Origin of the sequence: Bizionia sp. M204, from assembly GCF_023205095.1 — a bacterium.
Classification (GTDB): Bacteria; Bacteroidota; Bacteroidia; order Flavobacteriales; family Flavobacteriaceae; genus Algorimicrobium; species Algorimicrobium hallyeonense.
Genome location: NZ_CP046242.1, coordinates 1742058 through 1755795, shown reverse-complemented (window position 1 = coordinate 1755795; position 13738 = coordinate 1742058). Strand labels below are relative to the sequence as shown.

Annotated in this window: 15 protein-coding genes and 1 pseudogene; 11 read left to right on the top strand and 5 right to left on the bottom strand. The window is 35.1% G+C overall.

The window, feature by feature from the left end; genetic code table 11:
• Positions 1-14 precede the first annotated feature (14 nt).
• Positions 15-572 (bottom strand): thioredoxin family protein, encoded by a 558-nt coding sequence (locus GMA17_RS07950; protein WP_248395075.1) that lies wholly within the window; start codon positions 570-572, stop codon positions 15-17.
• Between the two features lie 488 nt (positions 573-1060).
• Here GMA17_RS07950 and GMA17_RS07945 point away from each other — a divergent pair, with 488 nt between their 5' ends.
• Positions 1061-1975 (top strand): bile acid:sodium symporter family protein, encoded by a 915-nt coding sequence (locus GMA17_RS07945; protein ID WP_248395074.1) that lies wholly within the window; start codon positions 1061-1063, stop codon positions 1973-1975.
• Positions 1972-3003 (top strand): lysophospholipid acyltransferase family protein, encoded by a 1032-nt coding sequence (locus GMA17_RS07940; protein WP_248395073.1) that lies wholly within the window; start codon positions 1972-1974, stop codon positions 3001-3003. Before GMA17_RS07945 ends, GMA17_RS07940 begins: the two co-directional genes overlap by 4 nt.
• A 55-nt stretch (positions 3004-3058) precedes the next feature.
• On the opposite strand, the gene GMA17_RS07935 is transcribed toward GMA17_RS07940, so the two are convergent.
• Entirely contained in the window at positions 3059-3445 is a 387-nt protein-coding gene (locus tag GMA17_RS07935) for a PUR family DNA/RNA-binding protein (protein ID WP_248395072.1), read from the bottom strand.
• Between the two features lie 162 nt (positions 3446-3607).
• Positions 3608-5365, bottom strand: coding sequence for an ABC transporter ATP-binding protein (locus GMA17_RS07930; RefSeq protein ID WP_248395071.1), 1758 nt, complete (start codon positions 5363-5365; stop codon positions 3608-3610).
• 143 nt (positions 5366-5508) lie between these two features.
• Between GMA17_RS07930 and GMA17_RS07925 the strand changes: the two genes are divergently transcribed.
• The 8 genes from GMA17_RS07925 (at position 5509) to GMA17_RS07890 (ending at position 10443) form a co-directional block, all read left to right on the top strand.
• The gene (locus tag GMA17_RS07925) at positions 5509-6612 is read left to right on the top strand and encodes a Glu/Leu/Phe/Val dehydrogenase (RefSeq protein WP_248395070.1); all 1104 of its coding nucleotides are present in this window, start codon (positions 5509-5511) and stop codon (positions 6610-6612) included.
• A 76-nt stretch (positions 6613-6688) separates the two neighbouring features.
• Positions 6689-7633, top strand: a complete 945-nt coding sequence (nusB, locus tag GMA17_RS07920; protein WP_248395069.1) for a transcription antitermination factor NusB — start codon at positions 6689-6691, stop codon at positions 7631-7633.
• A gap of 49 nt (positions 7634-7682) precedes the next feature.
• Positions 7683-8264 carry a DUF1573 domain-containing protein gene (locus GMA17_RS07915; RefSeq protein ID WP_248395068.1) on the top strand — a complete coding sequence of 194 codons (582 nt, stop codon included), beginning with the start codon at positions 7683-7685 and terminating at the stop codon, positions 8262-8264.
• An 8-nt stretch (positions 8265-8272) separates the two neighbouring features.
• Positions 8273-8566 carry a preprotein translocase subunit YajC gene (yajC, locus tag GMA17_RS07910; RefSeq protein WP_248395067.1) on the top strand — a complete coding sequence of 98 codons (294 nt, stop codon included), beginning with the start codon at positions 8273-8275 and terminating at the stop codon, positions 8564-8566.
• A 97-nt stretch (positions 8567-8663) separates the two neighbouring features.
• Positions 8664-9044, top strand: coding sequence for a hypothetical protein (locus GMA17_RS07905; protein ID WP_248395066.1), 381 nt, complete (start codon positions 8664-8666; stop codon positions 9042-9044).
• A 15-nt stretch (positions 9045-9059) separates the two neighbouring features.
• The gene (locus GMA17_RS07900) at positions 9060-9404 is read left to right on the top strand and encodes an outer membrane beta-barrel protein (RefSeq protein ID WP_248400633.1); all 345 of its coding nucleotides are present in this window, start codon (positions 9060-9062) and stop codon (positions 9402-9404) included.
• Between the two features lie 2 nt (positions 9405-9406).
• Complete coding sequence (locus GMA17_RS07895) at positions 9407-10117, top strand: hypothetical protein (RefSeq protein WP_248395065.1); 711 nt, start codon at positions 9407-9409, stop codon at positions 10115-10117.
• Positions 10084-10443 carry a hypothetical protein gene (locus GMA17_RS07890; protein ID WP_248395064.1) on the top strand — a complete coding sequence of 120 codons (360 nt, stop codon included), beginning with the start codon at positions 10084-10086 and terminating at the stop codon, positions 10441-10443. Before GMA17_RS07895 ends, GMA17_RS07890 begins: the two co-directional genes overlap by 34 nt.
• A 3-nt stretch (positions 10444-10446) precedes the next feature.
• Here GMA17_RS07890 and GMA17_RS15495 read toward each other — a convergent pair whose 3' ends face one another.
• Both GMA17_RS15495 and GMA17_RS15490 read right to left on the bottom strand, forming a co-directional pair.
• On the bottom strand, positions 10447-10773 hold the full coding sequence (locus GMA17_RS15495; protein ID WP_371922435.1) for a YdeI family protein: 327 nt from the start codon (positions 10771-10773) through the stop codon (positions 10447-10449).
• Positions 10768-10881 (bottom strand): annotated as a pseudogene (locus GMA17_RS15490) (hypothetical protein); the annotation flags it as partial. The gene GMA17_RS15495 and the pseudogene GMA17_RS15490, both read right to left, overlap by 6 nt.
• A gap of 345 nt (positions 10882-11226) precedes the next feature.
• On the opposite strand from GMA17_RS15490, the gene GMA17_RS07880 reads away from it, so the two are divergent.
• Positions 11227-13599 (top strand): TonB-dependent receptor, encoded by a 2373-nt coding sequence (locus tag GMA17_RS07880; protein WP_248395063.1) that lies wholly within the window; start codon positions 11227-11229, stop codon positions 13597-13599.
• Positions 13600-13738: the final 139 nt, after the last annotated feature.

Sequence of the window (13738 nt, the reverse complement as noted above, 5' to 3'; positions counted from 1 at the left end):
ATTGAAAATACGAATTACTTTTTCCATTTAATATTGCAACCCATACTCGGTTTTTGGATTCTATTATTTTCTTTATTATCAATAATACAATCCAAAGCATGGCGTAAATCTGATCCTGTTACTGGGATATTGTTTCCCGGACGGGAATCGTCCAACTGACCGCGATAGGTGAGTTCTAAATCTCTATCAAACACAAACAAATCTGGTGTGCAAGCAGCCTGATAGGCTTTAGCTACCTCTTGTGTTTGATCAAATAAATACGGAAAAATATACCCTTCATTTATGGCGTGTTGCGCCATTTTATCTGGTGCATCTTGGGGGTAGTTTTCCACATCATTACTAGAAATAGCAATAAAGTTGATACCCTTACTTTTGTATGTCTTTGCTAATTTTACAAGCTCAGCATTCACATGAGTAACGTATGGACAATGGTTGCAAATAAACATGATTACCGTTCCATGAACACCTTTAGCACTTTCTAGTGTTACCATCTCATTCGAAACGGTGTCCTTTAAATTGAAACTTTTAGCTTTAGTACCTAAAGGAAGCATGTTTGAAGCTGTTTGCGCCATATAATATTAATTTATTTTTAATGGAATAAAGTTAAGTAATATTTGACTTACGCCCAATTTGTTGACATGTAATTTATTCTTCTAATGATTATAATCAATTCCTTCTCAAGTAATTTTTTATTTACCATTCTTGTTTATTTTAAATATAGGTGTTCATGAACCTTTGATTTGCTTTGCCTAAAAAAGAAACAAAACTGCCTGCCGGCAGGTAGGCAGGCAGCCTAAAATTTATCGGCATCTTCATTGCAAATTTCACGATAAATCTTCGATAGGCCGTAAATAGGAGTCTTTAACGTAATTATCATCACACGTGTTTTAGAATTATCAAGAAGCACAGAGGGTATACTGTTATAAATAAAATGTTTAGGTCAAAACTAAATTCAATCAAGGATAAGGCTTATTCAATTTATTGGAATTTGATTTGCTATTTTAAAATTTTACTATCATATTACAACTCTAATTAGCCTACTAACTAACGCTTTTTTTTCATGCAGGAACTTGACCGAGTTCAAATTCATTTTGATTCCAATAATTTGTGGATTCTAAACGTGGCGCTTGCTGTTGTCATGTTCGGCGTGGCACTAGGAATTTCAATGGCAGATTTTAAAGCCTTGATTAAAGCACCTAAAGTTGTTTTAATTGGATTGCTTTCTCAATTTGTTTTATTACCCATGTTAACTTATGCCTTTATAGTTTTGGTGAATCCGCAACCAAGTATAGCCTTGGGTATGATGATGGTGGCCGCTTGTCCTGGAGGAAATATATCCAACTTTATGACGCATTTGGCGGGCGGAAACACAGCGCTTTCAGTAAGTTTGACCGCTTTTTCCACTTTTATAGCGATAATTATGACGCCCTTTAATTTTGAATTATATGGCCATTTATATCAGCCAACTGCAGCTTTATTGCAGGATGTCTCGTTAAATCCGTTTGATATGGTTGAAATTGTGTTACTAATTTTAGGGATTCCTCTAATTTGTGGGATGTTAGTTCGGTATCAGTTCCCCAAAATTGCCGTCCGTTTGGCACATTGGTTAAAACCATTTTCCATAATCGTATTTGTGGGCATCGTTATTGTTGCCCTCCTGAATAATTTGAATGTTTTTTCTGAATTTATACATCATGTTTTAGTACTTGGTATCAGTCATAATATACTCGCTTTTTTATTAGGCTTTTTAATAGCACGTGCTTTTAAACTCTCTTATGAAAATCAGAAAACATTGACCATAGAAACTGGGATTCAAAATTCAGGGATTGGATTATTACTGATATTTACCTTTTTTAATGGACTAGGCGGTATGGCTATTATGGCGGCATTTTGGGGGATTTGGCATATTGTTTCCGGATTATTACTCTCCTATTTTTGGTCGTCTAAATTAGTAACTAAAGCTCAAGCCGTTTGAAAAACATCTGGTTACATAGTGTTCGTTTTTATATTGGCCTTGGGCTGTTTTTTTATTACAGGCGCATTCATGTAAAACATCGCGAACGGGTACCGTTACAGGAACCCCTTCTATTTGTTTCCAATCATAACAACGCGCTTATGGATGCCTTGTTAATTGCCACCCAATCTGGTAGGTTTTCCTATTTTCTAACACGTGCTAGTGTTTTTAAAAAACCGATGATTAATGCACTTTTACGGAGTTTGAATATGATTCCTGTTTATCGCGTTCGCGATGGATGGCATACGGTTACCAATAATACAGCCGTTTTTGCAAATTGCAGCAAGTGTTTGTCTCAAGGCGAAGCGGTTGCATTGTTTCCAGAAGGGAATCATCATATAAACCGAACCTTGAGACCATTAAGTAAAGGGTTTACACGGATTGTTTTTGAAACATTAACCCGGTTTCCATCAACCGATTTAAAGCTGATTCCCATAGGATTAAATTATGAACAAGCGGATGCGTTTTCCGATAGTGTAGCGGTTTATTTTGGTGCCGAAATTTCAGCTAAAGCTTATTTAGAATCAGAACGGACTTCGGAAGCACTGCGATTGAAACATGATGTTTGGCAGGCTATTACCCAATTAACAACACATATACCCGCGGATACGTACACAGAATCCTTAAGCAGACTACAGGCCGTTAACGCCGACTTTCTAAACCCCGAAGCCGTTAATAGGTGTTTGAATTCCAATTTTAAGAAATGTTCTTTTAAAAGAACCCAACAACCTAAAATCCTAAAGGCATTTTTTAAGTTTTTTATGATTGTCCTGTTGCTTGGTCCTTATGTTATTTGGAAATTTCTTGCAGAACCCAAAATTAAAGAAGTTGAGTTTGTAGCCACCTTTCGGTTTGGTTTGGCTATCAGTTTAGTGCCTTTGTGGCTTTCTGTGGTGGCCGTTATACTTGCGGTTGGTATGGGCTTCCAGGTGGCATTGATTTATGTAAGCTTATCTTTATTGATATCTCTTTTAGCCGTTAAATTGTAAATATAAAAAAACCACTAAAAAGTGGTTTTTTATATATGTGTGCGATGGTAGATAATTAAATATCATCAAAATCTATATCTGTAAACCTTTCTGCAGATTTTGGTATTTCATCTGCCGTTTCGGTTCCAGTGGTATATTCTTCCTTCTTAAAATCTTTTTGGTGACGCTCACTAATCACTTCATCGCCTTTTTCGTTGATGATATAATTAGTCATTTCTTTTAGAATGGTATTAAATTCCGAAAAGTCTTCCTTGTATAAATAAATTTTATGCTTTTTGTAGTGGTAAGAGCCGTCATCGTTTGTAAATTTTTTGCTCTCGGTAATGGTAAGGTAATAATCGCCTGCTTTTGTAGATCTTACATCAAAAAAATACGTTCGTCTTCCAGCTCGTAATACTTTTGAGAAAATCTCTTCTTTCTCCATCATTCCATTATTATCCATAGTCATATATATTATAGAAACACAAATTATAAGTTCTTCAAAAATCTAAAAAAATCAGATACCAACCAACAAATTATGAATTTTCTTTTATGTATCTCGTTAAAACGCATTTAAGTAATTAAGGATGACATTGTTAAAAACGCGCGTTTTATGGTTTTTTGCCTAGGAGTTGGTAGCCTCACTTAATTGTTTTTCATATAAGTTTTTATAGTAACCATCCGTTTCTATTAAGGCTTCATGCGTGCCGGCTTGAACGATTTTACCCGCATCTAAAATAATTATTTTATCCGCATTTTTAGCTGCGGAAATGCGGTGGCTCACTATTATGGTTGTTTTGCCCGAGGTAAGTTTCTTTAGATTATTAAGGATTTTCTCTTCTGTTTCTGTATCAACCGCAGATAAACAATCGTCAAACAATAAAATCTGTGGGTCTTTAATTATAGCTCTTGCAATGGAAACGCGTTGTTTTTGTCCACCTGAAAGCGTAATACCGCGTTCGCCTAAAACCGTTTCATACCCTTTAGAAAAACTGATAATATTTTTATGGACTTGAGCGTATTTAGCTGCTTGAATGACCTGTTCGTCCGTGGCATCCTCTCTACCAAACTTGATATTGTTGTTAATAGTATCTGAAAACAAAAACGCATCTTGGGGTACATAGCCAATAGCATCCCGAAGATCATCAAGGTTTACGCGGTCTATGGGTTCACCATCAATGAGAAGTTCGCCGCTTTTAATATCATATAAGCGCCCAATTAAATCCAATATGGTTGATTTTCCAGAGCCTGTTTTTCCTATTATAGCTAATGTTTCACCTGCTTTTAAGGTAAACGATACGTCTTTTAAGGCTTGAATATTGGTATCATCATAGGTGAAGGATACGTTTTTGAATAGGATATCTCCTTTAATTTCTGACGCCTGCAGCGCTTTGTTTTGAATTTCAGGTGAAATTTTTAAAAACTCATTAATTCGGTTTTGCGATGCTTCAGCCGTTTGAACAATGGATGTTACCCAACCTACCGTAGCTACGGGCCATGTTAACATATTGACATAAATAATGAATTTGGTAATAACACCAAGGCTAATTTCTCCCGCAATGTATTGCAAGCCACCAACATAAATAACGATAAGGTTACTTAAGCCAATTAATAAAATCATCATGGGGAAGAAAAAGGCATTAATTCGCACTAAATCCAATTGTTTCTCGCGACTTTCCGTAGCTAACTCATCAAAATTCATGGATGCTTGTGACTCCATGCCGTAGGATTTTATAATAGCAATTCCGCTAAATGTTTCTTGCGTAAAGGATGATAATTTAGATAAATACTGCTGTACAATGGTACTGCGTTTATGGATTTTTTTACTCAATTTATAAATGATAATTGATAAAATAGGCAGCGGAATAATGGTGTATAAGGTTAGGGTAGGCGCCTGGCGGTACATGAAAAATATAGCAATAACAAAAAGCGTAAAGGTGTTAATACTGTACATAATTGCTGGGCCTGCGTACATTCTAACACTATTAACATCCTCGCTAATGCGGTTCATTAAATCGCCCGTTCGGTTCTTTTTATAAAAATTTAAAGAAAGCCGTTGGTATTGCTGGTAAATTTCATTCTTTAAATCGAATTCAATATAGCGGGACACATTAATAATGGTCTGGCGCATAAAAAAGGTCAATACACCGGTTATAATGGCAGCACCAATAATGTATGCAATATTGATAAGGAGTTTTTGCTTTACAATATCCACATCTGTAATTAGGCCTTTTCTAAAGTCGTCCACCACATCAATTGACGATCCAATTAGTTCCGGCGTAAAGAGTAAAAATATTTTAGATACTATGGTAATAATAATGCCAATAATAACTTTCCCTTTATATTTTAAGAAGTATTTATTTAAATGCTTTAATTCTTTCATTAATTGATTTGCGTTTGCATAAAGTTTTTAACAAATTCGTATTTTACTATTAATTATGTTGTTTAAACATTAATATTCCCTTAATTTTGCACGTTGTTTTTACAGATATAATAAAACACAAATAACATTAAACTATAATTACTATGGTAACAGACGTTGTTAATGCGAATGAATTACATAAGATTGATCCTGTTTTTGGTCAACACTCATTCGATAATCACGAGCAAGTTGTTTTTTGCAACGACAAAGATACAGGTTTAAAAGCAATAATTGGAATTCATAATACCGTTTTAGGACCTGCTTTAGGTGGTACTAGAATGTGGAATTATGAAAATGAATGGGAGGCTTTAAATGATGTGTTGAGGCTTTCAAGAGGTATGACTTTTAAGTCTGCTATAACCGGTTTAAACCTTGGTGGCGGAAAAGCGGTTATTATTGGCGATGCCAAAACCCAAAAAACGCCAGAATTGATGCGTAAATTTGGTGAATTTGTACATTCTTTAAGTGGACGTTATATTACAGCAGAAGATGTTGGAATGACTACAGCAGACATGGATACGGTTCGCGAAGTGACACCTTATGTTACTGGTATTTCAGAATCTCTTGGAGGTGCGGGAAACCCTTCCCCTATAACCGCTTATGGCGTATTTATGGGTATGAAAGCTGCGGCTAAATACAAATTTGGAAGTGATGTTTTAGAAGGTAAATCGGTATTTGTTCAAGGCATTGGAAATGTGGGGGAAGCATTAGTAGAACATTTAGTAGATGAAGGTGCCAATGTAACTATTTCTGATATTAGTCAAGAACGCTTGGAAGAAGTACGCAGTAAGTATGGTGTGTCCATTTATGGAGGTAAGGATATTTATTCAGAACCTATGGATATTTATGCGCCATGTGCCTTAGGAGCAACTATTAATGACGATACGGTTCAAAAAATAAAAGCACAGGTTATAGCAGGTGCTGCCAATAATCAATTAGCCGTGGAGCAGAAACACGGTAAAATTTTACAAGAACGTGGTATTGTTTGGGCTCCAGATTTTTTAATTAATGCGGGCGGTATTATTAATGTTTATGCAGAATTGGAAGGTTACGACCGTAAAGAAATTATGCGTAAAACTGAAAATATTTACAATACAACATTGGAAATATTAAACAATGCGGATAAAAATAAGGTGACTACCAATACAGCCGCGTTAAATATTGCACAAGCTAGAATTGATGCAAGAAAAAATGAGAATTCGAAGTAATTCGATTAAATAAATATTATTTTTGCGAGGCGAAAGGACTACTTTCGCCTCTTTAAATTTAAAGTTCTTTGGAAGTATGCTAAACAGAAGACATATTCGTATAAAAGTTATGCAAACCATCTATGCCTATAAAGGTGGAGAAGGTGGCGATTTTAAAGCCGATCAGACATTTTTATTACGCAGTATAGAAAACATGTATAACCTGTATTTATTGCAGTTATCCTTATTAATAAAGTTGCAAGAACGATCGGAAGCTTACGTGATGAAAACGCAGCAAAAACAATTAGCAACTTCAGCCGATAAAGATCCCAACAAAAAGTTTAGTAATAACGAATTGTTATTGGCCTTAAAAAATAATATCCGTTTGGCCGATGCTTTTGAAGATCATAAGGTTACCAATTGGGAGTTGGATAGCGAGTATGTAGATGTTATTTTTAAAAACATGCTAGCATCGGATTTGTATGCGGAATACATGCAAACACGAACCTCCTCTTTTGCGGAAGACAAAAATTTTATTGTGGCGTTGTTTAAGGAAATCATTGCGCCCAATGATAAGCTTTATGATTATTTGGAAGATCAAAGTTTAACATGGACAGACGATTTGCCTGTTGTAAATACCGCGCTTTTAAAATTATTGCGTAAAGTAAAACCAAGTTCTCCAGATACATTCTTTTTACCAGACTTGTTTAAAGACGAAGATGATAGAGCCTATGCTTTAGAGTTGTTTAAGAAAACCATTTTAAAACAGAATGGTTTAAATGACACGATAGCACAAAAAACTCAAAATTGGGATGCAGATCGTATTGCTAATATAGATACGGTTTTACTGCAAATGGCAATATGTGAGTTAACCAATTTTCCATCAATTCCCGTGAAAGTAACCATTAATGAATATTTGGAAATTGCTAAAGAATATTCAACACCAAAAAGTAGTGTGTTTATTAATGGTATCTTAGATAAGTTGGTAAAAGAATACGCAGAATCTGATACCTTAAATAAAATAGGACGTGGGTTGATGTAGTAAGAAATAATTCTTACATTTACAGCCCGAACAAAAAATTATTATTATTATGAAAAAAGTACTTTTAGGATTAAGCGCATTTTGCTTAATCGCGTTTACATCTTGTAAGGATGATGCGACAAAAAAAATTGATGACACCAATGTAGCCGAAGCAGCTGATAGAGATGCTCAAGCTTCTAATTTCCCGGTTTTATCTTTTGACAAAACAGAACATGATTTTGGTGAAATTGAAGCAAAATCTAAAGTGGAAACTGTTTTCAAATACGAAAATACTGGTAATGCCCCATTAGTAATTACAGATATTAAGAGTTCATGTGGTTGTACAGTACCAAAAGATTGGAGTAGAGAGCCATTAGCACCAGGTGAAAGCGGCGAATTTACCGTTATTTTTGATGGTACAGGCGCAAATAAAGTTACTAAAACGGTAACTATAACGGCTAACACAGAAATGGGTAAAGAAACAGTTAAAGTTTCGGCATTTGTTAAGCCAGACCCTAATGCACCTGCTAGAGCAACGGCACCAGCGGTAACGAACCAAGGTCAAATGCCAGCAGGAGCTGTTCCAAACCAACAAGCTGCACCTAGAAAGTACAGTACACAACCAGGTCATGAAGGCCATAACCACGATTAATTAATCAGATGGGAGAAAGTTTAAGTACGTTTTTACCGTTTATTTTGATGTTTGTTGTCGTGTATTTCTTCATGATAGCACCGCAAATGAAACGTGCAAAACAAGAAAAAAAATTCGCAGCCGAATTAAAAAAAGGTGATCGCGTTATTACCAAAAGTGGTATGCATGGTAAAGTTGTTGACTTTAATGATAAAGACGCCAGCTGTATTATTGAAACGCTTGCTGGTAAAATAAAATTTGATCGCTCGGCAATTTCTATGGAAATGAGTAAAAAACTCAATGAACCAGAGAAAGTGAAATAAATATTACAAGTTTAAAAAAAAGAAAGCCACTCAACGAGTGGCTTTTTTTTGCCTTAGTTTTAAATTATAATTCCGATATTAGTTCAAATAACTTTATATGGTACGAAAAACGCTACTTAATCTCTTGTTTTTGTTTTCAGTGCAAGCTGTTTCTTCTCAAGTTCTTATTACCTTACTTCTAGGTGACAAATTAAACTCACCTAATATTGAGTTTGGTTTAGAAGGCGGTTATAATTTTTCAGATATATCGGGTTTAGATAGTTCCAATCGGTCAGGAACTTTTAATTTGGGATTTTATTTCAATTTTAAAATGCAAGAGCAGCTTTACCTTTACACTGGTGTATTGGTAAAATCTAATTTAGGTACTGCGGATTTAAGTTTGGCAGATTTAGAAGCGTCTGGCGTTAATTTTATAAGTCATGATGGAACATACACCCAAAGAATTAATTACTTTATTGTTCCGGCTTATGCCAAATAAGTTTTTAATAACAATATTTATGTTGAAGCTGGGCCACAATTTGGTTTACGCTATAAAGCATATGTAGAATATGTTAATGAAGCCGTTGGTATAGATACACGGATCCGTCAAGATAATAAAGATGCTATTAATCCTATTGAAGCCGGCGCAGGGATGGGCATTGGTTACCGATTTAAAAAAATTGGCGGGTTATCCGTAGGATTGACCTATTTTCAAGGCTTGGTAAACGTATATAAAGAGAACTCAAAAACTAAAAATAATTCTATATTTTTAAAATTGAATCTTCCTATAGGTGCTAAAAAAAGTGCTAAAAAAATTGAAGAAGAGCCTGTAATAAAAACAGATTCCTTATCAGATTAATTATGAATTTTAAGACACTAATAATCTCTAGTTTATTTGCTTTTGTTTGTTTTAATTTTGTACAAGCCCAACAGCCTAGCACAAAAGTTAGGGAGAAGTTTGAAACATATCGAGATAGTTTAAAGCAAGTTACGTATAATTATACCTTTCCTGTTTTTGGACAAGGCGCCTATAATAAAGGTTTTGATATTCCTTATCCGGTAGGAATTATGGGTAATTTCATGTTTATGGAACAAGGCATTACGGTGGACAACTTACAGCTTGGTTTAGATACACGACTTATTAATATAGGCCTCACGCCTGTTAATTTTATTCAGTTTGGTAATAATGTGAATACTAGTTACACTGTTAATGTAAGACCCGATGTTTGGGTATTCCCGTTTTTAAATGTTTATGGAATTTTTGGCTATGGACATTCACGAACGGAAATTAACTTAGTATATCCCATTACCTTGCAATTTATAGTAGAGCAAAACGTTTCTAGTGTTGGGGTAGGCCTTATGTTCGCAGGCGCCGTTGGCTCTGTTTTTTTCTCGGTAGATGCTAATTTTACTTGGAACAAGCCGGAACTTTTAGATGAAGCCGTACCTGTGCGGGTTACGAACATTAGGTTTGGTCATAGTCATGTTTTTAAAAATAGACCAGATAGAAATATAGCCATTTGGGTTGGTGGATTTTTATGGAAACAGGTAGTAATACGTCTGGACAGTTAAAATTAAAAGATGCTTTGCCAAGTGCAGATGGTGTTAAACGCGATGAAATAGTCAATAATTATTATCAGTGGTATAATAATGAAGCTAGTATTCCACAAAAGGTTATTGCCGATCAAATACTTACGCCTATAGTAGAGCGTTTAGCGGATGCAGATGAAGAAGCCGTTATTAAATATGGCCTCGATAAACAGGTACAACAAAAATGGAATGGTATAATTGGAGCCCAATATCAGGCCAATAAAAGCTGGATGTTTCGAACCGAATTAGGTGTACTTGGTAATAGAAAATCGGTTTTATTATCCTTAAATTATCGTTTTTTAATGTAGGGTTTAGCAGTCTTTGTATTTATCATAAAGGCCTTTACCTTCAAGAACTAATGGTTTCATCTTTTCTAGACGTGTTTGCTTGGTGGCATCGCGTTTGGCGGATTTAATATAATCGGAATATTCCCGTTGGCGGCCTGGCGTTAGTGCCATAAAAGCGGATTTTAATGTCGGGTTATCTTTTAAATATTGCTCTAATTCTTTTGGAATCTGAATAGTCTTTCCCTTTCGGCTCGCTGTAATTTCTTTTCCTTCTTTTTGGTTTTTTATCGCTTCTTTTACATAGCTCAAAACAGCATCTTTATTAATGTCATGAACAGATTCAAAGCGCATTTGCCTTAATCCTTTTGTTTTTTCTTGGGCCTGTTCTAAAAGATGGTGTTCATCCTTTAAAAATACACCATTAAAAAACCAAATACCAAAATGGTTTTTAAAAGCCCCTAATCCTAAAACATTTTTTCCTTGCCAGGTATAGACCGGTGCATGCCATTTTAAGGTTTCTTATAAATCCGTTTTTAATATTATTTTTCTTAAAAGATTAAGTGCTTCTTTATATTTTTCATGACTTTCAATATAGTCTTCAACTGAATTGGCTTTTTTCATAGATATACGTAATTACTACCTTAAAAATACGTGTTTTTTAACAATTATTTACCCTAATTTTTATTGAATTGAATGTCAGATTACTACTATTTTTTATTTTAATTCAGTCTAAATAAGCTTTGAGTTTTTATTAAAGGGTATTATATTTGTCGTTTATTTAAAATAAATCTAAATAACTAACCCATGAACAAAATATTATATGTGATTTTTTTGATAGCATTTCAGGTTGCATTTTCGCAATCAAAAATATCAGGAACTATAGTTTCTGCCTCTAATGAACCCGTGGCTTATGCGCACGTTTTTATACAAGAGACGAAGCAAGGAACTACCACCAACGAAAATGGATTTTTTAATCTAGAACCTGTGGCACCTGGCTCATTTACCATTCAGGTTTCCTTTGTAGGATTTAAATCAGCTTACAAGAGCATAGAGCTTCAACCTAATGAAACCGTTGAATTAACAATCACTTTGCAGAGTGATACCGATTTGGATGAAGTAGAAGTTTTTGGTAGTCGTTTTAAGCATCCTGATAAAATTGAAGCCTTAACCAGATTGCCTTTGGAACCTTATGAGCAAATTCAAAGTATCTCCATTATTTCAGATAAATTAATAGAACAGCAAGGGAATTTAAGCATTTCTGATGCTACGAAAAACGTACCTGGTGTTTATACATTTGCAACCTATGGTAATAAACGTGAGAGTATGAGCTCCCGTGGGTTTAGGGGAATTCCCATATTAAAAAACGGAGTTCGTGTTAATTCTGATTTTCGCGGCGTTGGTGTGTTAACAGATATGCAAGGCATTGATAATATCCAGGTATTAAAAGGAACGGCATCCATTACACAAGGGGTTGCTACAGATTTAGGAAGCCCTGGAGGCGTTATAAATATGGTAACAAAAACTCCCAGATATTACCATGGTGGAGATGTGTCTTTACGTGTGGGTAGTTATGGACAAGTACGGACAACATTTGATGTTTATGGCCCCATAAATACACAGAAAAATTTAGCTTTTAGAATTAACGGTGCTTTAGAAAGAGCAGATAGTTACCGTTCTTTAGTTTCTGCGGAGCGCTTTTATATCAACCCGTCGTTAGAATGGCGCATTAATGATAAAACCAAAGTTACGGTTGAAATGGATTATTTTGATGATAGCCGGACACCTGATTTAGGTACGGTTAATTTGGGTGAAAACGATGTAAATGCCATTTACGATTTACCCCATAATCAGTTTTTAGGATTTGAAAATGATCGTTCTATTACACAAAACTCCACTTATTCTATTCGTTTAGATCATAAATTAAGTGATAAGTTAGAATTAAAAGGTGCTTTCTTCACATCGGGATTGGATTTGAATGATAAAGGTGCCGGCCTCGGAAACGTTGTGTCCGTTGCCAATGAACCGCAGTATCATATTCGTGAGCGTAGTTATAGTACATCAACCCGTTCCGATAACAACAGTGTGCTGCAATTTGATTTAATTGGAGACGAATTAGAAACAGGAAAAATTAAGCATACCTTTCAAGTTGGGTTTGACTATAGAACCTCAAAATATGCCACATCATCACAATCCGCTGGTGTTGTAGATACCATTAATGTATATCAAAATAACACCCATACTTTGCCTGGTTTAACTTTAGGCGCAACCGGATATAATGGCGGTGAAACACGAGCTTTAGGTTTAGTGGCGCAGGATGTTATTTCTTGGAATACCTGGTTAAAAACTTTTTTAGGCGCACGTATTAGTAGTACAGAAACAGTTGGGGATGTGGAAAACACGCGAAGCACAGCCTTTAATCCGTTGTTTGGTGTTATTGTTAGTCCTTTAAAAAATGTGAATGTCTTTACTTCGTATACCAATAGTTCTTATCCAAGAACAGCTGCTAGGTTAGGTGAAAATGGCGAAGAATTGGGTAATGAGCGCTATGATCAGTTGGAAGCTGGTATTAAAACAAATTGGTTAAATAGTCGCTTACGTTTCAATCTAACGTATTTCAAAATAAACAACAAGGATATTAACCTTCCCGTTTATGATGCTTCTTGGTCTACTATTTTATATTATGAAAAGGGAGGAAATGATCAACGACAAGGAATTGAAGTGGAATTAACGGGGCGTATATTAGAGAATTTTGAAGTTATAGCCGGTTACTCTTATATTGATGCAGAATATAAAGAACACACCTCCTTTGTTTATGGTTCTTCACCATTAAACACCCCAAATCATACATTTAATTTATATGGTAATTATACGTTTAAAGGCCAATTGGAAGGTCTGTCATTTGGAGCGGGCGCATATTATACAGGCGAACGTCCTGTTAACGATTGGTCTTCTGGTGCTGTTACGCATGAAGGTATTGTACCAAACCAAAAACCGTTTGATGTGGATGCCTACACCTTGGTAAATATGCAAGCCGCCTATACGTTTAATAAACATTGGCAAGCGAGATTCCTTTTAAATAACGTCTTTAACGAAATAGGGTATAATACCTACAGAACCCGTTATATTAATCAAACGGATCCACGAAGTTTTGCCGTTATATTAAATTATAGATTCTAAAATACACATATTATGACTATAAAAAAGCCGATGATTCTATAATCATCGGCTTTAATTTTTTACTTGTTCGTGTTTTGTGAACGCTTAAAGTATTCGGGTTTCTTTTTGAATGTAACCTTATTTTTTAACGTAAATATTA